At 33.1% G+C, this 24,901-nt stretch carries 19 protein-coding genes and 4 tRNA genes; 13 read left to right on the forward strand and 10 right to left on the reverse strand.

Annotated elements, in window-relative coordinates:
* Positions 1-83: 83 nt before the first annotated feature.
* The 6 genes from porK to BLT46_RS01425 are packed head-to-tail and all read left to right on the forward strand — an operon-like array spanning position 84 to position 7,750.
* The gene (gene porK, locus BLT46_RS01400; protein ID WP_090405068.1) at positions 84-1,484 is read left to right on the forward strand and encodes a T9SS ring complex lipoprotein PorK/GldK; all 1,401 of its coding nucleotides are present in this window, start codon (positions 84-86) and stop codon (positions 1,482-1,484) included.
* Positions 1,485-1,518: 34 nt separating this feature from the next.
* Positions 1,519-2,190: a type IX secretion system motor protein PorL/GldL gene (gene porL / locus BLT46_RS01405; protein ID WP_090405070.1), complete on the forward strand. Its 672-nt coding sequence runs from the start codon at positions 1,519-1,521 to the stop codon at positions 2,188-2,190.
* Positions 2,191-2,219: 29 nt separating this feature from the next.
* Positions 2,220-3,782, forward strand: a complete 1,563-nt coding sequence (porM, locus tag BLT46_RS01410) for a type IX secretion system motor protein PorM/GldM (RefSeq protein WP_090405073.1) — start codon at positions 2,220-2,222, stop codon at positions 3,780-3,782.
* Between the two features lie 35 nt (positions 3,783-3,817).
* Complete coding sequence (porN, locus tag BLT46_RS01415) at positions 3,818-4,702, forward strand: type IX secretion system ring subunit PorN/GldN (RefSeq protein WP_090405076.1); 885 nt, start codon at positions 3,818-3,820, stop codon at positions 4,700-4,702.
* Between the two features lie 60 nt (positions 4,703-4,762).
* Positions 4,763-5,827 carry an NAD(P)/FAD-dependent oxidoreductase gene (locus BLT46_RS01420; protein ID WP_090405079.1) on the forward strand — a complete coding sequence of 355 codons (1,065 nt, stop codon included), beginning with the start codon at positions 4,763-4,765 and terminating at the stop codon, positions 5,825-5,827.
* A gap of 9 nt (positions 5,828-5,836) precedes the next feature.
* Complete coding sequence (locus BLT46_RS01425) at positions 5,837-7,750, forward strand: ABC-F family ATP-binding cassette domain-containing protein (RefSeq protein WP_090405082.1); 1,914 nt, start codon at positions 5,837-5,839, stop codon at positions 7,748-7,750.
* A gap of 123 nt (positions 7,751-7,873) precedes the next feature.
* Here BLT46_RS01425 and BLT46_RS01430 read toward each other — a convergent pair.
* Positions 7,874-7,946: transfer RNA gene (locus BLT46_RS01430), tRNA-Met, on the reverse strand.
* Between the two features lie 351 nt (positions 7,947-8,297).
* Positions 8,298-8,370: transfer RNA gene (locus BLT46_RS01435), tRNA-Met, on the reverse strand.
* Positions 8,371-8,640: 270 nt separating this feature from the next.
* Between BLT46_RS01435 and BLT46_RS01440 the strand changes: the two genes are divergently transcribed.
* Positions 8,641-9,483, forward strand: a complete 843-nt coding sequence (locus tag BLT46_RS01440) for an HAEPLYID family protein (RefSeq protein ID WP_090405086.1) — start codon at positions 8,641-8,643, stop codon at positions 9,481-9,483.
* Positions 9,484-9,610: 127 nt separating this feature from the next.
* Here the strand turns inward: BLT46_RS01440 and BLT46_RS01445 are convergent.
* Positions 9,611-9,686: transfer RNA gene (locus tag BLT46_RS01445), tRNA-Met, on the reverse strand.
* A gap of 387 nt (positions 9,687-10,073) precedes the next feature.
* Positions 10,074-10,146: transfer RNA gene (locus BLT46_RS01450), tRNA-Met, on the reverse strand.
* 118 nt (positions 10,147-10,264) lie between these two features.
* Here BLT46_RS01450 and era point away from each other — a divergent pair.
* From era to BLT46_RS01465, 3 genes are all read left to right on the forward strand, one after another.
* Positions 10,265-11,152, forward strand: coding sequence for a GTPase Era (gene era / locus BLT46_RS01455; protein ID WP_090405088.1), 888 nt, complete (start codon positions 10,265-10,267; stop codon positions 11,150-11,152).
* Positions 11,153-11,218: 66 nt separating this feature from the next.
* Positions 11,219-12,529, forward strand: a complete 1,311-nt coding sequence (der, locus tag BLT46_RS01460) for a ribosome biogenesis GTPase Der (RefSeq protein ID WP_090405090.1) — start codon at positions 11,219-11,221, stop codon at positions 12,527-12,529.
* A 65-nt stretch (positions 12,530-12,594) separates the two neighbouring features.
* Entirely contained in the window at positions 12,595-15,312 is a 2,718-nt protein-coding gene (locus BLT46_RS01465; RefSeq protein ID WP_090405093.1) for a TonB-dependent receptor, read from the forward strand.
* Between the two features lie 83 nt (positions 15,313-15,395).
* Here the strand turns inward: BLT46_RS01465 and BLT46_RS01470 are convergent, their stop codons facing one another.
* The 5 genes from BLT46_RS01470 to BLT46_RS01490 are packed head-to-tail and all read right to left on the reverse strand — an operon-like array spanning position 15,396 to position 18,600.
* Positions 15,396-16,235: a TPM domain-containing protein gene (locus tag BLT46_RS01470; RefSeq protein WP_090405096.1), complete on the reverse strand. Its 840-nt coding sequence runs from the start codon at positions 16,233-16,235 to the stop codon at positions 15,396-15,398.
* A gap of 5 nt (positions 16,236-16,240) precedes the next feature.
* A complete protein-coding gene (locus BLT46_RS01475; protein WP_090405099.1) occupies positions 16,241-16,681 on the reverse strand; it encodes a TPM domain-containing protein in 441 nt (146 codons plus the stop codon).
* 2 nt (positions 16,682-16,683) lie between these two features.
* On the reverse strand, positions 16,684-17,280 hold the full coding sequence (locus tag BLT46_RS01480; protein ID WP_090405102.1) for a LemA family protein: 597 nt from the start codon (positions 17,278-17,280) through the stop codon (positions 16,684-16,686).
* A gap of 13 nt (positions 17,281-17,293) precedes the next feature.
* Positions 17,294-17,623 (reverse strand): MerR family transcriptional regulator, encoded by a 330-nt coding sequence (locus BLT46_RS01485; RefSeq protein WP_090405104.1) that lies wholly within the window; start codon positions 17,621-17,623, stop codon positions 17,294-17,296.
* Positions 17,623-18,600: a M23 family metallopeptidase gene (locus BLT46_RS01490; RefSeq protein WP_090405107.1), complete on the reverse strand. Its 978-nt coding sequence runs from the start codon at positions 18,598-18,600 to the stop codon at positions 17,623-17,625. Before BLT46_RS01490 ends, BLT46_RS01485 begins: the two co-directional genes overlap by 1 nt.
* A 220-nt stretch (positions 18,601-18,820) precedes the next feature.
* On the opposite strand from BLT46_RS01490, the gene alaS reads away from it, so the two are divergent.
* From alaS to BLT46_RS01505, 3 genes are read left to right on the forward strand one after another with little or no spacing between them, the layout of a single operon-like run.
* Entirely contained in the window at positions 18,821-21,448 is a 2,628-nt protein-coding gene (gene alaS, locus BLT46_RS01495) for an alanine--tRNA ligase (RefSeq protein WP_090405110.1), read from the forward strand.
* 58 nt (positions 21,449-21,506) lie between these two features.
* A complete protein-coding gene (locus BLT46_RS01500; protein WP_090405113.1) occupies positions 21,507-22,463 on the forward strand; it encodes a GSCFA domain-containing protein in 957 nt (318 codons plus the stop codon).
* A 2-nt stretch (positions 22,464-22,465) separates the two neighbouring features.
* Positions 22,466-23,098: a DUF4230 domain-containing protein gene (locus BLT46_RS01505; protein ID WP_090405116.1), complete on the forward strand. Its 633-nt coding sequence runs from the start codon at positions 22,466-22,468 to the stop codon at positions 23,096-23,098.
* On the opposite strand, the gene BLT46_RS01510 is transcribed toward BLT46_RS01505, so the two are convergent.
* Positions 23,093-24,844, reverse strand: coding sequence for an aromatic amino acid hydroxylase (locus BLT46_RS01510; protein ID WP_090405119.1), 1,752 nt, complete (start codon positions 24,842-24,844; stop codon positions 23,093-23,095). The two genes, BLT46_RS01505 and BLT46_RS01510, sit on opposite strands and share 6 nt — an antisense overlap.
* Positions 24,845-24,901 lie beyond the last annotated feature (57 nt).

Below are 24,901 nucleotides of genomic sequence, written 5' to 3' on the forward strand. Positions count from 1 at the left end.
TTTTTAGCTTTGTTTTGTGAAAAAATAATAAAAGAAATACTCATTAGTTTTTTAAGAGTAGTATATAAAAAACCTAAAATTATATGAAGAAGATCATTACATTAGGAGCTATGTTAACCTTGTTAGCCAGTTGTGGAACTGGAGATCGTGGTGAATTGTTAGGCGGAGATCCTGGAAAGAGATGGGATGTTCAAAAACCACAAGGGATGTCAAAAATTCCTGGGGGAACATTTACAATGGGACAAGCAAATGAAGATATCTTGGGTGTTCAAGATGCTCCTATAAAAACAGTAACTGTTGGTTCATTCTATATGGATGAGACAGAAGTGTCTAATAATCAATATAGAAAGTTTGTTAACTGGGTAAAAGATTCTATCATTCGTACAAAATTAGCAATTGCTGCAGATGAAATGGGAATGACAAAAGAATCTGGAGGAATCGGTGCTTATGCATTCGTTGATGCGGAAGAAAATTTAGATAAAATGTCAGCCTACCAAAGATATATGTATGAAAATTACTATAGCTTACAAGCATCTGATGATATTTATGCAGGACGTTTATTGAATAAGAAAGTTAATTTAATAAATGATGTTAACAGATACCCAGATGAGCATTATGTTGAAGTAATGGATTCATTATATATTTCTGCAAGAGATACTTATAATGGTTTAACTACATTCGACGTGTCTAAATTGAAGTTTAAATATACTTATATTGATGTTGATGCAGCGATTAGTGATCGTTCTGCAGATACAAGAGGAAAAAGACAAAGACACCTTAAGACAGAAAACTTATTGATTTATCCAGATACAACACGTTGGATTAAAGAATTTAAGTACTCTTATAATGAGCCAATGCACAACGATTATTTCTGGCATGAAGCTTTTGGAGAATATCCAGTTGTAGGTGTTAACTGGCACCAAGCTAAAGCATTTGCTGCTTGGAGAACAATGTATAAAAACACTCATTTAAAACAAAATAAACAAGCAGTTGATATTCAAGAATACCGTTTACCAATGGAAAGCGAGTGGGAATATGCTGCAAGAGGAGGTCTTGAAGGAGCTATGTATCCTTGGGGAGGTCCTTACACAGTAGATGAAAAAGGATGTTTTATGGCAAACTTTAAACCTACAAGAAATGATTATGCAGCTGATGGTGCTTTATATACAGCAGATGTTCGTGCATATCCTCCAAACGGATATAATTTATATAATATGGCTGGTAATGTATCTGAGTGGACAAGCTCTACATATGATGTTTCAAGCTACGATTATATGTCAACATTAAAACCAAGAAATAGAAGAAGTGATAGTCCTTTAAAAGTTGTTAGAGGTGGTTCATGGAGAGATCCGGCTTATTTCTTACAAGTTGCTAAGCGTGATAAGGAATATGCTGATTCAGCAAGAAGTTATGTTGGATTTAGAACAGTTCAATCAGTATCTGGTTCTTTATCAAAAGTGAATGCAGCAAGAATGGCTCGTTAATTAAAAGGAAAAAAATAAAAAAGAAAAAAAAGCTATGGCAATACCTAAAAAAGTGATGAACTTCTGTTATGGAATGGGGGCGTCAGTTGTAATCATTGGTGCATTATTTAAAATTACGCATATGGAGTTTGGTCCATTGAACGGTAATAATATGTTAACTGTTGGTTTATTAGTAGAGGCATTTATTTTTGCGATCTCTGCATTTGAACCAGTAGATGACGATTTAGATTGGGCAAAAGTTTTCCCAGAGTTAAATGATGGGGAGTCAAAAGAAATAAGAAAATTTAAAAATGAACAAACTCAAGCAGTAAATCCTGAAGCTACTGAAGTATCACTTTCTAAGAAATTAGATGATATGTTGAAAGAAGCTAAGATTGATGGTGAGTTAATGAAAAGTTTAGGTACAAGTATTCGTAATTTTGAAGCTGCTTCAAGAGAAATGGGACCTGCTGTAGATTCTGTTGCTTCTACTAAGAAATATGCTGAAGAAATGAATTTAGCTGCTAAACAGTTAGAGTCATTAAATGCGATGTATAAAGTACAATTAGATAGTGCAAGTAAAAATGCAGAGATCAATCAAGCAGTTGCAGAAAATAACGTTAAGTTAAAAGAGCAAATGCAAGCATTAACTAATAACTTATCATCTCTTAATACTGTTTATGGTGGAATGCTTTCTGCTATGGGTGGAAATAGAAATGCTAATTAGTTTATAATTCGTAAAAATATTATAAGGTAATGGCAAAACAAAAATTGACTCCAAGGCAGAAGATGATTAACTTGATGTATCTGGTGTTTATCGCAATGATGGCACTTCAGATGTCGAAGGAGGTTCTTTCTGCTTTTGGTATGGTTAACGAGAAGTTTGAGTCTGCTAATAGCGCTGCTATTCTAAGCAATGATGAATTGTTGAATGGCTTGGGTGAAAAAGCAACAGATGATCCAACTCGTTTTAAGGGGCCTTATGAAATTGCCAAGAAAGTTTCTGGTATTACTAAGGAGTTTTATGCATACGTTGATCAGTTGAAATCTGGAATAACTGAAAGTTTTGAAGGAGAAAGAACTGCTGATGGTAAGTTACCAGCTGAGCGTATGGATAAAGGAGATTTGATTGATGCTGCTTGGTTTGCAGGGGATAATTACTCTGAAGAAGGACAAGCTTTTATCAATGCAATAGAAAAGTATAAAACTGATATTAAAACTGTTTTAGCTGATACTAAGTTTCAACCAATCGTTATTGATCTTGATAATAGATTTGATATTAACGATGTGAAAGATAGTCAGGGTATCACTAAACCATATTTGAATTATAATTTCCAAGGTTTCCCTGCAATTGCGACATTGACAAAATTGTCAACAATGCAAAATGATGCAAAGGTAATTGAGCATGAAATTTATAATAGTTTGTTAGGAAATACACTTACACAAGCTGCGTCAATGCGTAACTATGAAGCATTTGTTATTTCTGACAAGTCTACATACTTTGCAGGTGAAGCATTCAAAGGTAAAGTAGTATTAGGTAGATACGATAAATCAACAGTACCTACTAAAGTTACAGTAAACGGACAGACAATTGACTTGAATAAGTCTTTAAGTGAAGGTCAAGTTAACTTAAACTTTAATACAGGAAATGTAGGAGAACACGACATCAAAGGATTGTTTACTTTTATGGAAGAAGGTAGTCCGGTTGAGATTCCAATTAAAGGAAATTACGTTGTTGTACCAAAACCAAACTCTGCTAATATTTCTGCAGATAAAATGAACGTAGTGTATCGTGGTGTTGCTAACCCATTGACTATTTCATTTGCTGGAATTAGTGATGATAAGGTTGTAGCGTCAGCTCCTGGTTTATCTAAAGCTGGAAGAGTTGGAGCGTACATCTTAAATCCTCAAGCAGGACGTGAAGTATCTATTAATGTTTCTGGAACTTTACCTGATGGACAAAGAGTTTCTGATAGCAAAGTTTTCCGTATTAAAGATATTCCTTCTCCAAGAGGAACTGTACGTGGAGAGTATGCTGCTAAGGGACCTAAGTCAAACTTAGAGATAGTTACTGTTGGAGCTAAACTTGATGATTTTGATTTTGATGTAAACTTAACTGTTACAAGTTTTGTGCTTCAAGTACCAGGAGAGCCAAGTGTTGTAGTTGCTGGTAATAGAATGAATGACAGAGCTAAAGCAGCGATTAGAAGAGCAAGAATAGGAGATATTGTTGTGATATCTGATATTAAGGTACGTTTAGAAGGAGCAGGTAATTATGCTTTGAAAAAAACAGCTCCTTGTACTTTCGAAATCAATTAATTTAGCCGAATTTTATACGAATAAATATTAAGAATATGAATTTGAAAAACTTTTCACTATATGCAGTCCTTTCATTGTTTTCAATTGGAAGTTTTGCGCAGACAAATATTTTGAACGCAAAATCTGCAAGTGAGATTGGTATCAAACCAATTGAAGAGATTTTAATCACAGCTGAAGGACCAATTCCTTACGGACATGTTAAGGAGAGTGATATCTTATTTGGTATTAAGGTTTGGGAAAATATTTCTTTAGCTGAAAAATCAAACGAAGCTTACTTATACCCTATTGACGAGTATGATAGTGATGGTAGAAAACCATTATTTCAAGTTTTACTTGATGGTATTAAATCAGGGACTATTACAGAAGTTTATGACGATAGTGAATTTAAAGTACACAGAGCTTTAAAAGATATTGAATCATCATTTGTAAAGATTGATACTACAGATGTTGGTATTGAGTATTACAACGCAGGAGAAGCTATTCCTGAGGAGTACATTCAAAAGGTTGAATTACGTGCTTCAGATGTAAAAGAATATCACATTATGGGTATGTGGTATTTCGATAGAAATGAAGGACAATTAAAATATAGATTATTGGGTATCGCTCCTGTAGTTGCGGATTTATATACTAAAGGGTCTGCAAATGAGAATTATGTAGAGTTATTCTGGATTCTTTTTGCTGATGCTCGTGAAGTATTATTCCAGAATTATGCATTTAATCCTAAGAATCCAATGAATCCGATTAACTTCGACCATTTATTGAATTCAAGAAGATTTAGTTCTACTATTTATAAGTCTGATAATGTATATGGAAACCGTCGTGTAGATGAATACATTAAAAACAACGAGTTAAAATCACTTATGGAAGGTGAAAGAATCAAAGAATTGATTCGAAACCTTGAAGATGATATGTGGAATTAGTAATTTTGTAATTCTAATTTAGAAAGCTCTTATCTATTAAATTAGATAAGAGCTTTTTTAATGCTTTATGTTATGGTAGATTATATTGTAGTAGGAACTGGTTTAGCAGGTATCTGTTTTACAGAGAAGTTAGCAAGTGAGGGAAAGAGTTTTATTGTTATAGATAATGAAAAACGTTCTTCGTCATTGCAAGCAGGAGGGATGTACAATCCTGTAGTGCTAAAACGCTTTACAGAAGTTTGGAAAGTAGGTGAGCAATTAGCTATAGCAAAGCCTTTCTATGCTAAATTAGAGGAGAAATTGGGTGCTAAATTTATGCACGAAATACCACTGTATCGCAGACTTGTTTCTATTGAGGAACAAAATAATTGGTTTCAAGCAGCAGATCGACCTAATTTAGAGAGTTATTTGTCTTCTAATTTAGATCGTCAAGAAATCAAAGGAGTACTTTCTCCTTATGGTTTTGGTGTCGTAAATGAAACTGGTTATGTTGATACAAAAGTATTAATAAGTAAGTATAGGGCTTTATTGCATCAAGAAGGAGTCTATCGTGTAGAAGCTTTTGATTTTGATCAACTAAGTTTTGATAATGAAAAGGTAGTTTACAAAGACATAGAAGCAAAACATATTGTGTTTGCAGAAGGATTTGGAATGTTGAATAACCCATTCTTTAAAGAGTTGCCTTTAGATGGAACTAAGGGTGAGGTTATGGTAGTAAAGATTCCGGATTTGAATATCGATTTTATCTTAAAAGCAAATGTCTTTTTAATTCCATTGGGAGATAATCACTATAAAGTTGGTGCTACTTATAATTGGGAAGATAAAACTGATGACGTAAGTAAAGAAGGTTTAGAAGAACTTATTGCTGGGTTAAAAGAAGTCGTTGATTTAGATTTTGAAGTTGTACAGCATAGTGCGGGTGTTAGGCCAACGGTTAAAGATAGACGACCACTTTTAGGAAGAAGTTTGCAGTCAGATAGAATTCATGTGATGAATGGTCTGGGTACAAGAGGTGTACTTTTAGGGCCGTTTTTAGCAGATAAATTATATAATAATATTGAAAATAAAATGCCTTTAGAAGAGAATTTGTCAATTCATAGGTATAAAAAATTTAAACTTAAGTAGAATCATAGTATGTTAAATATACATAATCTTTCAGTTTCTTTTTCTGGAGAATTTTTATTCGAGAATGTAACATTCCGTATTGGAGCTGGTGACCGTGTTGGTCTTGTAGGTAAAAACGGAGCTGGAAAATCAACAATGATGAAGTTGTTATCAGGGGATATGGAACCTGATACTGGAAGTTTAGCGATGGAAAAGGATCTTCGCATTGGATTTCTAAGACAGGATATTGAATTTACGCCAGGTCGTACTGTATTAGACGAAGCATATCAGGCATTCGTTGAAATTAAAAAAGTTGAGGCGGAATTAGAGAAAGTGAACAAAGCTTTAGTTGAGCGTACGGATTATGAGTCTGATTCTTATTCTGAATTAATAGAAAAGTTAAGTGACTTAACGCATCGTTTTGAATTAATCGGAGGATATAATTATGTTGGAAATACGGAGCGTATTCTTCAAGGACTTGGATTTAAAAGAGAAGAGTTTAATAATCTAACAGATACTTTTTCTGGAGGTTGGCGTATGCGTATTGAGTTAGCTAAGTTATTACTTCAAAATAATGATGTATTATTACTGGATGAGCCTACTAACCACTTGGATATTGAAAGTATTATTTGGTTAGAGCAATTCCTTAGAACTTACCCTGGTGCAGTAGTTATTATTTCTCACGATAAGATGTTCTTAGACAATGTAACGAATCGTACGATTGAGATTTCATTAGGGAAGATATATGATTTTAATAAGCCTTATTCAGAGTATTTAGTATTAAGAGAAGAGCTTAGAGAGATGCAATTGGCAGCTCAGAAGAATCAAGCTAAGAAGATCGAGGAAACAGAGAAGTTAATTGAGAAGTTTCGCTATAAAGCGACTAAAGCATCAATGGCACAATCTTTAATTAAGAAATTAGATAAGGTAGAGCGTATTGAAGTAGATGAAGATGATAATGCTGTAATGAATATTTCTTTCCCTGTAAGTATTGACCCAGGAAGAGTAGTTCTTGAGATAGATAAGGTTACTAAGAAGTATGGAGATAAAGTAATCTTTAAAGATATTTCATTGCTTGTTGAGCGTGGTTCTAAGATTGCTTTTGTAGGACAAAATGGACAAGGTAAGTCAACGTTGATAAAAGCTATTATTAACGAGTTTGAGTATGATGGAAGTATTAAGTTAGGTCACAACGTTCAAATAGGATATTTTGCACAAAATCAAGCTGATTACCTTGATGGAGAAAAGACTATTTTGGATACAATGTTAGATGCTGCAACGGATAGTAACCGTGTTAAGGTACGCGATATGCTTGGTTCTTTCTTGTTTAGGGGAGATGACGTTGAGAAAAAAGTAAAAGTATTGTCTGGAGGTGAAAGAAACCGTCTTGCACTATGTAAAATGTTGTTGTCGCCAATTAACGTACTTTTAATGGATGAGCCGACCAACCACTTGGATATTAAATCTAAGAATGTGTTGAAGAATGCTCTTTTAAACTTTAAAGGAACACTAGTGCTTGTATCTCACGACCGTGATTTCTTACAAGGTTTAACTGAATTTGTTTATGAGTTCAAAGACCAACGTATTAGAGAGTATTTAGGAGATATTAATTATTTCTTAGAAGAGAGAAATGCTCAAGATATGCGTGAAATTGAGAAGCGATCAGATGCTCCAGTTAAAGAAAGTAAAAGAGAAGTCAAAAAGGAGAAGACACTAAGCTATGAAGAGCAAAAGAAACAAAAGTCTTTGCAAAATAGAATTAGCAAAATAGAGAGTGAGATTAATGAACTTGAAAAGAAAGTTGCTAAAGATGACGAGCGTTTGGCTGTTGACTATGAAAAGTTAATACAGGACACTGCTTTCTTCAGTGATTATGAGAAAAAGAAAAAAAGAATTAACGACTTAATGGAAGAGTGGGAACAAATCCAAGAAGAGTTAATGTAATAGCATAATAGTAAAATAACAAAGGGAGTACTTATAAAGTACTCCCTTTGTTGTTAGTAGGCGTTATAAAGCTATTTATTAAAAATAAAAAAGACCACTTCTTTTGAAAGTGGTCTCACTTAGTAGCGGGAACAGGACTCGAACCTGTGACCTTCGGGTTATGAGCCCGACGAGCTGCCTACTGCTCTATCCCGCGATATAGTGGTGCAAATATAGAATAATTATTTGGATTGACAAAATAAGTCTATGTCTGAGATGGTGCGTTGTTCTTGTTAAGTAACACCTTTAAGAAATTGAGAGGTGTGTAAATTGAAGTAAAGTGTATTGAATCAGATAGATACTTTTGTGCTTGAGCTTTTGAGTTTTAAAAAATAAAATATAGAATTAGTGTATTTATTTTTAAAAAGGATGAGTATTTATGAGAGCAGTCCAGTTTATTTTGACCTTGAAGCAAGAAGAAAGTAGTTGATATTGTATCAATCTTTACAATGCACACAAAAAAATATAAGCATAAAAAAAGCCACTTCGAATGAAGTGGCTTACTTAGTAGCGGGAACAGGACTCGAACCTGTGACCTTCGGGTTATGAGCCCGACGAGCTGCCTACTGCTCTATCCCGCGATATATTGGTGCAAATATAGTATGAATAATTGAATTGGCAAGAATTGATAGGAAATATTTTACTTTTTTTTGAGTCGTGTTGTTTTTGAATCAGAGAAAGCTCTTGTTTAAAAAAGAGTAATTTGTCTTATTTTTAAAATGGATAGAATTATGTGTTGTTGATTTATAATTAGTTAAGGTTTGTGAATTTCAAGTTTTGTATTAGAATAGAAAAGATTAGTACTATTTAGTAAGTAGGTTTGCATTGTAACTTGCGCCAAAATAATTTGAATGAGATATTATAGTAAGAAGTTACAAGTAGTACTATCAGTACTTTTTTTATTAATAGGGTATGTCTGTATTGCTCAAGAAGCTAAAGATAGTCTTAGAGAAGAGAAAAAGTTACTACCTAAAGTTGAGCACGCAGAGCCTTTGTTTAATGATTTGATGAGAGATTTAGGTGCCCGCAAAGGGGAGGCAGAGTTCAATATGGGGTTTGGTGTTGCAGATCACAAACATTATAACGAGTATTTTGGATTTATTGAATACGAATGGGCTGTTGCTAATAGGTTAGGAGTAGAAGTAGAGATTCCCTTTTCTTTTAATAGTAAAGAAAAGGGGATAGGAAATCAAATGATTCCTAATAATAGAATAGAAGGAATAAAATTAGCTACTCAATATACTTTCTTGGTAAATGAAAAAGCTCAGACTTCGATGGCAGTAGCTTATATTCACGAATTTGAAATGAACTATTTGAAGAAGTTAGATGGTGATGGGAAGTTTTTTACAGGAATGCGAATGAATCCTATTTTAGTTGTTGCTAAGAAGTTTAATAATTTCAATGCAATGGTATTTGGTGGACCAGTATTTGAGAATACATTTGATACAGGAGAGACGCATGTGTTAGGTACAATTAATGCGAGTTTACTTTATGTTTTACCTAATTCTAAGAACTTTATTGGTATTGAGAATAATATTGATTTCAAACAAGATAGATTTCAATATGTATTACACCCACAGATAAAAGTTGCTTTATTGCATAATCTTGCAGTAGGTTTTGTTACAGGGATACCATTGTCAAGTTATAAAGAGATGAAGATGGATTTCTTAACTCGTATTATTTGGGAACCGTAGAAAGAAGATAAAGGATATATCCTTTTTGTGTATATAGTTTTAAGTAAAAGCTGTTGTATTTTATATAACAGCTTTTTTATGGTATATGGTAAAATAAAAAAAGCCACTTCGAATGAAGTGGCTTACTTGGTAGCGGGAACAGGACTCGAACCTGTGACCTTCGGGTTATGAGCCCGACGAGCTGCCTACTGCTCTATCCCGCGATATAGTGGTGCAAATATAGTATGAATAATTCTAAAAAGAACAACCTAATGGGACTAATATTCTTTAAGAGTTAAAGTTTAACATTTATTGTTTTATAAGTGGTTGTATTGGAGTTTGTAAGGTTGATTTTGTTTTTAAATGTTAAAGCGAGTTTTATAAGATATAGTTCAATCTAAATAGATTTTAGCTTTAATATTGAATTAAAAGTGATGTAAAATAAAGACAAATAAATTGAATGGAAATCTAAAACTTGTAGAGTGTACACTTGTAGATATTAGTAAGCAATGTGAAGTTTATGCTATTTTTGAAAAAGATCGAATCAAGAAAGATGATTATATTAAGTATAAGCATAAAAAAAGCCACTTCGAATGAAGTGGCTTACTTAGTAGCGGGAACAGGACTCGAACCTGTGACCTTCGGGTTATGAGCCCGACGAGCTGCCTACTGCTCTATCCCGCGATATAGTGGTGCAAATATAAGATGATTATTTAGAATGACAAATTTATTCTGCTTTTATATTTTTATTTTTCCTATGTCGTTGATATAAACTACCTTTGCGCCAGAAAATAAATTAAATATGACGCATAAAGCAGGTTTTGTAAACATTATAGGCAATCCTAATGTAGGAAAATCAACGTTAATGAACGCATTAGTAGGCGAAAGACTTTCAATTATCACCTCTAAGGCACAGACAACTAGACACAGAATTTTAGGAATTGTAAATGGAGATGATCATCAAATTGTGTTTTCTGATACACCTGGTATAATTAAACCTGCATACGAATTGCAACAGTCTATGATGGACTTTGTGAAGTCTGCATTTGAAGATGCCGATCTATTAATTTATATGGTAGAGATAGGTGAGAAGGAATTGAAAGATGAGGAGTTCTTTAATCGTATCACTAAAACAAGTACGCCAATTCTGTTGTTATTAAACAAAATTGATAGATCTAATCAAGAACAGTTAGAAGAACAAATGCAAATGTGGCAAACTAAGGTTCCTAACGCTGAGATTATTCCAATTTCTGCTTTAGAGAAATTCAATACACAAACTGTGTTTGATCGTATTGTAGAATTATTGCCAGTTTCACCTCCTTATTATCCTAAAGATTCATTAACAGATAAATCTGAGCGTTTCTTTGTAAGTGAGATTATCAGAGAGAAAATACTTTTAAACTATGACAAAGAGGTTCCTTATGCTGTAGAAGTGGAAGTGGAAGAGTTTAAAGAAGAGGAAAATATTATCCGCATTAAGTCTGTTATTATGGTTGAACGTGATAGTCAGAAAGGGATTATCATTGGACATAAAGGATCTGCACTTAAAAAAGTAGGTATTGCCGCAAGAGAAGAAATGGAAAAATTCTTTTTGAAAAAGGTACACTTAGAGTTGTTTGTGAAAGTGAATAAAGATTGGAGAACAAACGATTTTCAGTTGCGTCGTTTCGGATACAATCAAAAGAAATAAGGAATAGTAAAATTATAATTAAAATATCGCATTGAAATACTAACTTTGCGACATATTTAGATATTTATGAGTAGTATAGTAGCCATAGTTGGTAGACCAAACGTAGGGAAGTCAACTTTTTTTAATCGTTTGATTCAAAGAAGAGATGCTATCGTAGATTCGGTTAGTGGTGTAACACGTGATAGAAACTACGGCAAGTCAGAATGGAATGGACGTGAGTTTTCTGTTATTGATACAGGAGGATACGTAAAAGGTTCTGAGGATATTTTCGAAGGAGAAATTAGACGTCAGGTAAGTCTTGCAATTGACGAGGCAGACGTAATTATATTTGTAGTAGATGTGGAGCAAGGAATTACTCCAATGGATGAAGAAGTTGCACGTCTATTACGTAAAGAAACAAAGCCTATTCTTGTTGCTGTAAACAAAGTTGATAGTGCTAAGCGTATGGATGATACTTTCGAATTCTACAATTTAGGATTAGGAGAAATTTATCCATTTGCAAGTATTAGTGGTAGTGGAACAGGAGATCTATTAGATGCTGTTGTAGAGGCATTACCAGTAGAAGAGGAAGTTGAAGTAGAAGAAGATGAGTTACCAAGATTTGCTGTGGTTGGAAGACCTAATGCTGGTAAGTCAAGTTTTATTAATGCTTTAATCGGGGAGGATAGATATATCGTTACAGATATTGCTGGTACTACTCGTGATTCAATTGATACTCGTTTTACACAATTTGGTTTTGATTTTAATATTGTAGATACTGCAGGTATTAGAAGAAAAGCAAAAGTAAAAGAAGATTTAGAGTTTTATTCTGTTATGAGATCTGTACGTGCTATTGAGCATAGTGACGTTTGTATCTTAATGATTGATGCTACTCGTGGATTTGAAGGACAAGATCAAAGTATTTTTTGGTTAGCTGAGAAGAATAGAAAAGGAGTTGTTATTTTAGTGAATAAGTGGGATCTTATTGACAAGGATACAATGACTGCCAAACAGTTTGAAGAGAAAATTCGCGAAGAGATTGCCCCATTTACAGATGTGCCAATTATTTTTACTTCTACAATTACAAAACAACGTTTATTAAAAGCGTTGGAAGCAGCTGTTGAGGTTTTTGAAAATAGAAAACAACGTATTTCTACTTCGAAATTTAACGAAGCGATGTTGCCAATTATTGAGCATACTCCACCTCCAGCAATTAAAGGAAAGTATATCAAGATTAAATACTGTATGCAATTGCCTACAGATACGCCTCAGTTCGTATTTTTTGCTAACTTGCCTCAATATATCAAAGATCCTTATAAGAGATATATTGAAAACAAGTTAAGAGAAATGTACAACTTTAGTGGTGTGCCAATCGATATTTATTTCCGTCAGAAATAATAAGTTTCAACTTGAACAATATTCTAAGCGGTCTTTGTGTTAATACAAAGACCGCTTTTTTTATTATGAAAAATATATTTTGTTTCCTGTTTATGCTTACATCTGTAAGTTTATTAGCTCAGAATACTACGTCTATTAAAGGGAGAGTAGTTGATTCGTTAAATAATCCTATTGAAGCCGTTACAATTTTCCTATCTAAGGAGAAGGATTCTACTTTGGTTGAATATACTGTAAGTGATTTAAAAGGCTATTTTGATTTGAAGTTTAATAAGGTGAATACGCCTGTTGTATTTAAAGCCTCAATGATTGGCTTTTACGAGTTTTCTAGAACGTTTAAAGAAGGAATAGAGCAAGATATTGATCTGAAAAATATTATCTTAAAAGAGTATGGACAAAGTTTAGATGAGCTTGTAATTGTTGCTGAAGTACCACCAATTCGGATTAAGAAAGACACCTTAGAGTTTAATGCTTCTTCATTTAAGGTAAGACCAGATGCTAATTTAGAGGAACTATTAAAACAGTTACCTGGAGTTCAGATAGATGAGAATAAAAAAATTACAGTAAATGGAAAGGCTGTCAACGAAATACTAGTGAATGGGAAACCTTTTTTTAATGAAGATGGGCAGATTGCTCTTGAAAACTTACCATCTGAAATCATTAAAAAAGTACAAGTAACAGATAAAAAGTCTAAAAAAGAGCGTTTCACAAAAGAAAGAAGCAAGACAAATGATGCGAGTATTAATATCACAATTGACGAGGATAAAAATAAAGGGTATTTTGGGCGAGTATCTGCAGGATATGGGTCAAATGATCGTTATGAAAGTGCTTTGTTCTTAAATAGCTTTAATAAGCGCCGACAAGTAAGCGTAGTAGGGTCTGCAAATAACATAAACGCAAGTGGTTTCTCTATGAATGAAGTCTTTGACAATATGCGCACTGGTAGGTCTTCAGGAGGTATTACAGAGTCAAGGATGCTTGGTATTAATTTTGTTGAGAATGTTTCGGATAAGTTAAATGTAAACGGTAGTTATAATTATAATTTTGCTGAAGTAGAGAATTGGAATAAGTCTATAATTACGAAGTTTCTTCCTTCTGGAGAGTTTACGAATAATTCAAATTCATCAAGCAATAGTGGGACTGAAGGTCATAGAGGGAATGTGTCTGTAGATTATACAGGAGATAAAGATGCCTTTTATTTTAGTCCTACTTTTAATAAAAGTCATAATTATTCAAATAGTATAAGCGATCAAGTATCTTTTGATGAAAAAGGAGAATTGTTGAATGAAAGCAATTCACGTTCTTATACCGTAGGAGACTCTTATAATTTTGGAAGTTCTGCACGTTATATTAGAAACTTTAAAAAAACAGGGCAGTTTTTGAGTATTGAATTAACTAATTCTAATAGCAATAGCAACAATGATATTTTGTCTGAATCTGATACGAAGTTTTATCAATCAGAGAAAGAAGATGATGAGCGTAAACAATATCAAAAAAGCATTAATTCCTCAGATAATTATGGAATATCTGTAGAGTATAGTCAACCGATTACAGATTCATTGGTTGTGTCATTCGGTTCTAATTGGAATCGAAATCAATCTATTTCAGATTTAAAGGTTTATGATTTTAGTGAACTTACTGGTGGGTATAGCGAATTAAATACATTACAGACAAATCATTATAATACAGTGCAAAATGAGGTCGTACCTTTTGTAAATTTAACTCTTGTTAAGAGTAAGTTTAATGCAAATTTAATGACGCGAACAAAGATTGTGAAGAATTCTGCAAATGCTTTATATAATGCTAAGACGTATAGTTTAGATAAGTATTATATTGATCCTAATATTAATGCATTGTTTAATTATCAACTTAGTAAAAAGAACAATGTTTTTGGATTTTATAATTACAATGTAACATATCAAAGTGCAGCTCAACTGTTAGATATTACAGATATTTCGAATCCCCTTAATACGTCCATAGGTAATCCTGATTTAAAACCAACGGGTACTCATAATATTAATATGAGTTATCGTTCGTATGATTTTCAAACTCGAGCAGGTTATACAATTTCGGCAAGTACAACAATTTATAATAATAGTATTGTAAGTGCTGTCGAGTATGACGAAGATAGAAAGGGTATATCTACTTTTAAAAATATATCAGGTAATTATCAATGGTCTGTTTCAGGTGATTGGTATCGAAGTAATAAGTGGGAAGAGCATAGTTTACGATATGGAGTAGGATTGCGTTTTAATCAATCAATAAGTAAAGGATATATAGATGGCGAAACTTACGATGCAACTTCAAATGCTATTTCGCCAAGAGTCTATTTGACTTATGATTATGGTGATTTTCTTACTTTAAGACCTTCTTATACTTACAATCATTATTCGAGTAGTTATACTAACTTCTCTGTAGATAAAGCAAGTAATTTTACGCACAGGTTTAATTTGCAGACGACTTCTTATTGGCCAAAGAGTATTATTTTTGGAAATGATTTTGCATACACTTATAATTCACAGATAGCTAAAGGGTTTAAACGAGATTTCTATATGTGGAATGTAAGTTTGGCTTATGAGTTTTTTAAAAAGAAATTTAGAGCAAAAGTAAAGGTGTATGATTTATTAAATCAAAATACTAGTTCAAGAAGAACAATTGATCCAATGCAAATCGTAGATTCAGAGAGTTTAGTATTAAAGAGATATGTAATGTTTTCTTTGACTTATAAATTAAATGAATTTGCAGGAAAAGGAGGGATGCGTTCGATGCGCTCAATGAGAATGTAGTGAAATGACAGATATACAATATATAAAACAACAAAGGGCAGATAATTCTGCCCTTTGTTGTTTTATATATTGTTTGTGTTAGGTTACCAGCTTCCGCTTGATCCTCCACCAGAGAATCCTCCTCCGCCAAAACCCCCGAAGCCACCGCCGCCTCCACCGCCGAAGCTACCTCCGCCACCGAAGCCACCGCCCCAGTTACTTCCGCCACTACGTCGGCCCATATTACTTAATATGATAATATCAGCTAAGTCACTTCCAAAGCTTCTTTTCCCACGACCGCCACCGCCATTTCCTCCCCCATTATTTTTACTGAATATAATGGTTAAGAATATGATAATGATGATTAAAAATAAACAGCCCAATCCTCCAACTTCGTTATCACCTTCTAACCGAGTAGGATTGTCATTAGTATATGTTCCTAATAGCATCTCACTTACTCCATCAACGGCTTCATTGATACCTCCGTAGTAATCTCCAGCTTTAAAATTGGGAATTACTCTACTTCTAATAAGGTCTCCTCCTTGACCTGCAGTAATTTTCTCTTCTGCTCCATAACCGGGGTAAATACCTATTTGGCGATCTTTTACTGCCATTAGAATAACTACCCCATTATCTTTTCCTTTTTGACCAACTCCCCATTCATGTCCCCAACGAGGACCAAGTAAACCTATGTTTTCTCCTTGTAGAGATGGGATGACAATAACAAGAATCTGTGTTGAGGTTTCATTGCTATAATCAATTAGTTTTCGCTCAAGTTGCTTTCTTTGTCCTCCATCTAATAAATTAGCATAGTCATAGACTAAAGTTTGTTCAGAGCGAGAAGGCTTAGCAGGGATATCAAATTGAGCATAGTTTACTTGCGATAGTAATAGGAATACTGCCGTAAAAAAGAAATGATATACTTTTTTTGTTAGTTGCATCATAAGTGCTATGCTTTTGAAATTTCGTTTGGTAATTCGTTTTTGTTATCTCCTTGTGAAGGGAAATACACTTTTAATTTACTACCTGCTTTAAGGATGCCGTATATAAGTCCTTGTTTATACAATCCCTGTTTAAAGTGATTAATAACAAGTTCTTTAGTTCCTTCCCAAAAGTTTTCGTTTTTGACTTTCTCGTCTATTGCTTTATCCCCTAAGATTACGAAAGCTTTTGAGTTGATACAGATATAAAACAAAACAGCATTTTGTTGTGATGTTTTATTCATGTCTAATTCAAAAAATACTTCCTGCGCTCTTTGCATAGCTTCTTTTGTAGTAGAAGTTTCTATGTGAACTCTTATTTCGCCTGAAGTATTTTTCTCTGCTTGTTCGATAGCTTTTATGATTTCATTTTCATCATCAGTAGATAAAAAATCAGAGATCGTAGCCATAATTAAAATTCAAAGTTAACTTCTACTGGTTTTTCAGCACCTTCAACAGCATTAAAGAAAGATTTTTCTTTATAGCCAAACATACCTGCAAAAACAGAATTAGGGAATCTTAATACGTAATTATTGTAATTCATTACTGCATCGTTAAAACGTATTCTTTGTGTTTGAATAGTGTTTTCTGTACTTGCAATTTCATCTTGTAATTTCAAAAAGTTAGTATTTGATTTTAATTCAGGATAGTTTTCAGAAACAACTAATAACTTTGAAAGACTTGAAGATAACTGACTTTGTGCTTTATTAAATTGCTCAAAGTTTTCAGGAGTCATATTTGTTGGGTCAATAGTTACTTTAGTAGCATTTGCACGAGCATTGATAACGCTTTCTAAAGTGCTTTTTTCAAAATTAGCTGCCCCTTGTACAGTTTTTACAAGGTTCCCGATAAGGTCGTTTCTTCTTTGGTAAGCTGTTTGAACATCAGCCCATTGTTTTTGTTCTGTTTGTGTTAATTCTAAAGCGTTGTTTTTGATACCAACTCCATAACTAAATAGACCGATAAAGATTACAACTAATACGACGATAGGTACTAAAGCTTTTTTCATTTGTTTTTACTGTTTAAAGTTCATTTTTAATATTAATAAGGGCATTCTTAATTCCCTCTAGCTTTTTTATAATTTCGAAATTGTCTGCAATTTCTTTTGGTTTGCTTTTAAGGTAATCTTTTGCACCATCAAGAGTAAATCCTCTTTCTTTCACAAGGTGATAGATTAATTGTAAGTTCTCAACATCTTGAGGAGTGAACATACGGTTTCCCTTAGCATTTTTCTTTGGCTTGATTATATCAAATTCTTTTTCCCAAAAGCGCAATAAGGAAGCATTTACATTAAAAGCTTTTGCAAGCTCTCCAATGCTGTAATAACGTTTGTCAGGTAAATTTAATTCCATTAGTCAAGTGATTGATTTTCTTGGTTAGCCTCTTGTGCCATAAGCTCAAATTCTTTAGCCGAAATTTCGCCATAATAGTAATTAAGAGGGTTTACTACATTTCCTAAATAATGTACTTCATAGTGTAAGTGTGGTCCTGAACTACGACCACTACTACCTACATATCCGATTATGTCTCCACGTTTCACGGTTTGTCCTGCTCTTGCATTGTATTTGCTTAAGTGGGCATATCTTGTCAAGTATCCATAACCGTGGTCTATTTCAATAAGATTACCATATCCTGATAATTCATTATTTGCTCTAATTATTTTTCCATTTCCTGTTGCGAAAATAGGAGTGCCTATTTCTGCAGAAAAATCCATACCAGCGTGGAATTTTTTAATCTTTGTAAAAGGGTCACTTCGGTATCCATAACCTGAAGCCATTCTTTTCAAATCTTCATTTTTTACAGGTTGAATTGCAGGAATTGAAGCGAGAAATTCTTCTTTCTTTTTAGCTAACTCAATGATGTCATCTAACGATTCAGATTGAATTGCAACTTGTTTTGTTAGTTGATCAATCTTCATATTTGTTTCTGTTAAGAGTTTTTCATTATTTAAGCCAACAAAAGAACGATATCTGTTTATTCCTCCTAAGCCCGATTTTCGTTGTTCTTCAGGAATTGGTGAAGTATTAAAATAAGCCCGATAAATATCGTTGTCTCTAACTTCTAATTCATCAAGAACTTCAGCTACAAGGTCTAATTTTTTATTTAGTAAAACATAATTTGTTTTAAACTCAGCAAGTTCTCTTTCTTGTTTTTTTTCTTTAGGCGTTTGTAATATGTTTGTGTTGATCATGACAAAAAGGCCTAAAACACCAAAAATAGCTGCAGACAAGATAAATAAGAAAATATTACTTATTTGTTTAAACTTTTTTGGGCGTATTTTTAGGAACGCTAATTTTTCGGGGTCGTAATAATATTTTACCTTAGCCATATTTTAAAAAAACACTATTTTTGCACTAAAATTTTTTAATCCTTTAGTTTTTAAAAGTCGTTAGCTAACAAATTTAAAAAATGTTTTTGGTTTATTGATGTTTTAAGGCAACAAGGATAGATAAAAGAAAAAGGTTATTCACTAATTTACAAAATGTTTAACAAGTATAAGAATAGCTTTATATTAACAATAGAATAGATAAATTTAGTTTCCATAGGATATGAAATCACAAGAAATTCGTCAGAAGTTTTTAAGCTTTTTTGAAGAAAGAGAACATTTAATTGTTCCTTCTGCTCCGATCGTTTTGAAAGACGATCCAACTTTAATGTTTAATAACTCTGGGATGGCCCAGTTTAAAGAATATTTCTTAGGGAACGCCAAGCCAAAAAGTAATCGTATTGCTGATACTCAAAAGTGTTTACGTGTATCAGGAAAACACAATGACTTAGAAGAGGTAGGTATTGATACTTATCACCATACAATGTTTGAGATGTTAGGGAATTGGAGTTTTGGTGATTATTTCAAGAAAGAAGCTATTAATTGGGCTTGGGAATTGCTGACAGAGGTTTATAAGATACCCAAAGATATTCTTTATGTTACGGTGTTTGAAGGTAGCAAAGAAGAGAATGTTCCATTTGATCAAGAAGCTTATGATATTTGGAAAGGATTAATTTCTGAAGATAGAATTCTTTTGGGTAACAAGAAAGATAATTTCTGGGAAATGGGAGATCAAGGGCCATGTGGACCATGTTCTGAAATTCATGTAGATATTCGTTCAGCTGAAGAGAAAGCAAAAATAGCAGGTAAAGATTTAGTAAATGCAGACCATCCTCAAGTAGTTGAGATTTGGAATAATGTATTTATGGAGTTTAATCGTAAAGCAGATGGTTCTTTAGAGAAATTACCAGCACAACATGTGGATACAGGTATGGGGTTTGAACGTCTTTGTATGGTTTTACAAGGAGTTCAATCAAATTATGACACAGATGTGTTTACGCCACTAATTGCTAAGGTTTCTGAATTAACTGGAGCTAAATACACTATAAAGGCTGCTAATGAGGAAGAAGATAAGGTAAATATTGCGATTCGTGTTATTGTTGACCACGTAAGAGCAGTTGCTTTTGCTATTGCAGATGGGCAGTTGCCGTCAAACAATGGTGCAGGATATGTAATTCGTCGTATTTTACGTCGTGCTATTCGTTATGCATTTACTTTCTTAAATAAGAAAGAACCATTTATTTACCAATTAGTTGATGTGTTGAGTACTCAAATGGGAGATTTCTTCCCTGAGATTACAAGCCAAAGAGACTTAGTTAAGAATGTGATTAAAGAAGAAGAAGCTTCTTTCTTAAGAACATTAGAACAAGGATTACATTTATTAGATAATGTAATTGCACAAACTGAGGGTAAAGTTGTTTCTGGAGCTAAAGCTTTTGAGTTATATGATACTTTTGGTTTTCCAATTGACTTAACAGCGTTAATTTTACGTGAAAAAGGTTTAGAACTAGATGAAGCTGGTTTTGATGCTGCAATGGCAGAACAAAAGAATCGTTCTCGTGCTGCTTCAGAAGTATCTACAGATGACTGGACAATGTTAGTGTCTGGAAATGTTGAGCAATTCGTTGGATATGATCAATTAGAGAATGATGTTAAGATTACTCGTTATAGAAAAATTGATAGTAAAAAAGATGGTAAGTTATTCCAAATCATATTAGATGCTACTCCATTCTATCCAGAAGGAGGAGGACAGGTAGGTGACTGTGGAGTTTTAGTTTCAGCTAATGAAACTATTAAAGTGATTGACACGAAAAAAGAGAATAACTTAATTCTACATATAGTAAAAGAATTACCAAGTAATGTAAATGCAAGTTTAGTAGCAAAAGTTGATGTAGAGGCAAGAAAGCTTTCAATGGCAAATCACTCTGCAACGCACTTGTTACACCAGGCATTGCGTACAATATTAGGTACTCACGTTGAGCAAAAAGGTTCGTTAGTATCTCCTTCTCATTTGCGTTTTGACTTTTCACACTTCGCTAAAGTTACAGATGAAGAGTTACAACAAATTGAAGATTTTGTAAATGATCGCATTCATGAGCAGTTGCCTTTAGTTGAACGTAGAAGTATTCCTATGGCTCAAGCTATTGCAGAAGGAGCTATGGCATTATTTGGAGAGAAATATGGAGATGAGGTTCGTGCCATTCGTTTTGGAGATAGTATGGAATTATGTGGAGGAACACACGTAAATAATACAGCAGATATTTGGCAGTTTAAAATTGTTAGTGAAGGAGCTGTTGCAGCGGGTATTCGTCGTATTGAAGCTATAACTAATAAGGCAGCACGTAATTTCTATACAGAACAAGAAGATACGTTAAAAGAGCTTAAAATAGTTTTAAAGAATCCACAAGATACTTTGAAAGCAGTAGTTTCTTTGCAAGATGAAAATGCTAAGTTGAAAAAGCAAGTAGAGCAATTGCTGAGAGAGAAAGCTAAAAACCTTAAAGGAGAATTGAAAGGGCAAATTGAAGAAGTAGATGGAGTTTCTTTCTTAGCTGTTGAGGTAGATTTAGATGCATCTGGAGCAAAAGATTTAGCTTATGAGCTAGGTAATGAATTCACTAATCTGTTTGTGTTATTTGGAAGTGTTAGCAATGATAAACCAATGTTGACTTGCTACGTTTCAAAAGAGATTGTAGAAACAAAAGGATTAAATGCTGGTCAAATAGTACGCGAACTTGGTAAGTATATCCAAGGTGGTGGTGGTGGTCAAGCCTTCTTTGCTACTGCGGGTGGTAAGAATCCAGCAGGAATAGCTGAAGCTGTTTTACATGCTAAAGATTATTTAAAATAAAAACTAAAAAAAAAGATTCTCACTGAGAATCTTTTTTTATACTTAATTATTTCGATTTATGAAGTTTAGTACTGTAGTCCCTGTAAAAGCGATTAATAAGCAAATAACATATGATGATAAAATTGTGTCATTAGGTTCTTGTTTTGCTGTGAATATGAGCGAGAAGTTTAAATCATTTCAATTTCAAAGTATAGTAAATCCTTTTGGAATCTTATTCCATCCTATTGCCATTGAGCGTATTTTAGAATATGCAAGCAATGGATACGAGTTTACTGAAAATGATGTGTTTTGTTATAATGAAGTTTGGAGTTCTTTTATTGCTCATTCAGATATGAATGAATTAGAACAAGAAGATATTGTTACTAAGTTAAATGTCAAATTATTTGATTTACAAGTAGCCTTAAAAGAATCGTCTGTTATAGCAATTACGTTTGGAACCGCTTGGGTTTATGAACATAACGAAACAGGTGTTGTAGTTGCTAATTGTCATAAAGTACCACAATCTAATTTTACTAAAAGGCTGTTGACTTACCAAGAGTTATTAAATAGTTACTTAAAAATCATTAAATTAGTAAAAGAAATTAATCCAGGGATAGAAATAATCTTTACTATTTCTCCAGTACGTCATTTTAAAGATGGTATTGTTGAAAATCAAAGAAGTAAATCTTTATTGTTTACAGCATTGCACGATGCTATAGAACAAGTAGGAGTTAGTAGTATTAACTATTTTCCATCTTATGAAATTATGATGGATGAGTTGAGAGATTATCGTTTTTATAAAGCTGATATGTTGCATCCAAATGAGCAAGCTGTTGATTACATTTGGGAGCGCTTTGTTAGTGCATATATACATCCTGATATGGTTGCTGTTATGCAAAAGGTTCAAGAGGTTCAAAAAGGACTTAATCATAGACCTTTTAACCCTACTGCTGAACAACATTTAGTTTTTTTAGACACGTTGATTGCTAAGATTGATTATTTGTTAGAAAAGTATCCTTTTATGAGTTTTAGATAGTTATGAGAAAATTATTAAGAGTTATTTATGCACTATTTATAGTATTATTTTTTATGTTTTCTGGTGCAATATTATACAATTCTTTTTTTAAAAAGGACAGTGATAATATGCAGTATAATTCTATGTTGATTCAAGAACAATTGAAGAACGTAAGTAAATTAGTTGTTACAGAAGCCCATTACTCTCAAGTAATGACGTACAAAGATCAGCAGAAATATTTTTTAAACTTAATCTCTTTTGATAAGAAAGCTGTAGTCATTGTGAATGCAAAAGCAACTGTAGCATACGATTTAAGTCAATTGAAATATCAAATAGACGAGAAAAGAAAAGTAGTTCAATTGCTATATATTCCAGAAGCAGAAGTCCAGATTTATCCGGATTATAAGATTTATGATGTAGAACAAAGTACATTCAATCCTTTTATAGGAGATGATTATAACAAAATAAACCAAAAGATAAAAAAGGATATTGCTACTAAAATAGAAAAGTCCACTTTAAAAACGAATGCAGAAAATCGTTTAATAAGTGAACTTTCCAAGATATTAATTTTGACTAATACATTAGGTTGGACTTTAGAGTATCAAGGTAATGTAATAAGTACAGATAATGATTTAATGATGGATTTAGCTTTATAAATTATTTAAAATAATATCCATACCATCTTTTATTAAGTGAGCTACCTCAGGTCTTTTTAACTGTAAAGACTTCAGGTGGCTCATTGTTTTTTCCGTTAATTCTTTATTGTTGTTAGCATAAGCAAGCTCTAATATCTCTATTGACAATAACCAATCATTAGCATATTCGTTGATAACTGTGTCTAAAACATTGTTTAAATCACAAGAGATTTGTTTTTCTCTATATTCTCTAATTGAGAAATATAGGTTTTCTAATTTTATTCTTTGTTCACCTCGCTTAGCTTTAATAGTATGAGATGATGGTACGTGGTTTATTAAATCAAAGCTGTGATAGTCAGCAGGACCTGAAAAAGCTGAAATAATATCTGCCCCTACTGCCATATCATAAGTTCCCCATTCAGGTTGGAATAATACTTCATCATAATGTTTAACAGTACAGTCTTTAAAACTAATTAAGATGATTTTACCATGAATATTTCTAATACCTGTAATATTTGTTCCAGAAACAGTAATTCCTCCTTCAAATTCTAAGGTTACAGGTTTGTTTTCATATAGGTTATAAGCTTTTAAGTCACGAGGACTCATATCTTCAATAGCAAGGTTGATTCCTTTTAGTCTACCTAAAGCCGTTCCAAAGCCGTGAGGATGTGTTTCTGTACCGTGGCCCACTAATTCTTTTTCTCTATATGCTAATGCCGTTTTACCTGTTGTTTGTACGTATGCAGGTTTTCCTTCATGCTCAATAACTCTTGTGAAAACTCCAGAAATTTGGATACCAGTATTTAATTCGATTGTCCCTAGAGCTTTAGAATCAATTAGCTTTTTAATTCCCATTAAACCGCCTTTTCTCAAAGCCATTTTATTAGCAAACTCTTCCAAAACTTCACTTAAATAAGCAAAATCAGGTGTAACATATAATTGAGGTTGAGGTTTTGTAATATCAAACCCTTGTTGAGCAGCTTCAATTGAATAAGGGAGTTTTTTTACATTATCTGTCATACACCAAGCACTCTCTCCAATAGAAGAAAGTAATCCAGCACCATATATTTTAGGGTTGTTTACTTCACCAATTAGGCCATATTCAACAGTCCACCAATGAAGATTTCGCACTAAAGACATTTCTGAAGGTTCTCCTGCATTATTTTGTAAATACTCAACTCTTTCTTCTGCATCATCAATTTCTTTCTGATCAACACCTTCTGCTTCTTTTAAAATAGATAATAGACGTATTGCTTCGTAGATTTCGTAATCGCGACCAGAAGAGATGGCTTTACAGCCTATTTCTCCGAAACGTCTTAAATATTCAGCATACTCTGGATTTGCAATAATAGGAGCGTGTCCAGCACCTTCATGAATAATATCAGGAGCAGGAGTATATTCTATATTTTCAAGTTGTCTAATGTCTGATGCAATTACAAGAACTTTATATGCTTGAAACTCCATAAAAGCATTGGGTGGAATAAAACCGTCAACCGCTACAGCAGCCCATCCTATTTCTTTTAGGATACGATTCATGCCATACATACTTGGAATACTTTCAACAGAAATACCTGTTTTTTCTAAACCTTCAAGATATGATTCGTGAGCAACTTTAGAAAGATAATCAACATTTTTACGCATTACATATCGCCACACAGCCTGATTAATTGGATTGTAATCCTCATAATTCTGTGGTTTGATAAATTGTTTTAAATGATTAGGTAATCTTTCAATTAATTCATTGCTTTCATATTCTTGTGATTTCATATGTGATATTTGTTAATATTCATTGTAAATATAGTAAAAAACAATAGGTAGTAGTTT

The organism is Myroides phaeus (assembly GCF_900099675.1).
Taxonomy (GTDB): domain Bacteria; phylum Bacteroidota; class Bacteroidia; order Flavobacteriales; family Flavobacteriaceae; genus Flavobacterium; species Flavobacterium phaeum.

Coding starts and splice junctions, on each gene's coding strand:
- porK (WP_090405068.1), top strand. CDS start 84: ATGAAGAAGATCATTACATTAGGAGCTATGTTAACCTTGTTAGCCAGT.
- porL (WP_090405070.1), top strand. CDS start 1,519: ATGGCAATACCTAAAAAAGTGATGAACTTCTGTTATGGAATGGGGGCG.
- porM (WP_090405073.1), top strand. CDS start 2,220: ATGGCAAAACAAAAATTGACTCCAAGGCAGAAGATGATTAACTTGATG.
- porN (WP_090405076.1), top strand. CDS start 3,818: ATGAATTTGAAAAACTTTTCACTATATGCAGTCCTTTCATTGTTTTCA.
- BLT46_RS01420 (WP_090405079.1), top strand. CDS start 4,763: ATGCTTTATGTTATGGTAGATTATATTGTAGTAGGAACTGGTTTAGCA.
- BLT46_RS01425 (WP_090405082.1), top strand. CDS start 5,837: ATGTTAAATATACATAATCTTTCAGTTTCTTTTTCTGGAGAATTTTTA.
- BLT46_RS01440 (WP_090405086.1), top strand. CDS start 8,641: ATGAGATATTATAGTAAGAAGTTACAAGTAGTACTATCAGTACTTTTT.
- era (WP_090405088.1), top strand. CDS start 10,265: ATGACGCATAAAGCAGGTTTTGTAAACATTATAGGCAATCCTAATGTA.
- der (WP_090405090.1), top strand. CDS start 11,219: ATGAGTAGTATAGTAGCCATAGTTGGTAGACCAAACGTAGGGAAGTCA.
- BLT46_RS01465 (WP_090405093.1), top strand. CDS start 12,595: ATGAAAAATATATTTTGTTTCCTGTTTATGCTTACATCTGTAAGTTTA.
- BLT46_RS01470 (WP_090405096.1), bottom strand. CDS start 16,235: ATGATGCAACTAACAAAAAAAGTATATCATTTCTTTTTTACGGCAGTA.
- BLT46_RS01475 (WP_090405099.1), bottom strand. CDS start 16,681: ATGGCTACGATCTCTGATTTTTTATCTACTGATGATGAAAATGAAATC.
- BLT46_RS01480 (WP_090405102.1), bottom strand. CDS start 17,280: ATGAAAAAAGCTTTAGTACCTATCGTCGTATTAGTTGTAATCTTTATC.
- BLT46_RS01485 (WP_090405104.1), bottom strand. CDS start 17,623: ATGGAATTAAATTTACCTGACAAACGTTATTACAGCATTGGAGAGCTT.
- BLT46_RS01490 (WP_090405107.1), bottom strand. CDS start 18,600: ATGGCTAAGGTAAAATATTATTACGACCCCGAAAAATTAGCGTTCCTA.
- alaS (WP_090405110.1), top strand. CDS start 18,821: ATGAAATCACAAGAAATTCGTCAGAAGTTTTTAAGCTTTTTTGAAGAA.
- BLT46_RS01500 (WP_090405113.1), top strand. CDS start 21,507: ATGAAGTTTAGTACTGTAGTCCCTGTAAAAGCGATTAATAAGCAAATA.
- BLT46_RS01505 (WP_090405116.1), top strand. CDS start 22,466: ATGAGAAAATTATTAAGAGTTATTTATGCACTATTTATAGTATTATTT.
- BLT46_RS01510 (WP_090405119.1), bottom strand. CDS start 24,844: ATGAAATCACAAGAATATGAAAGCAATGAATTAATTGAAAGATTACCT.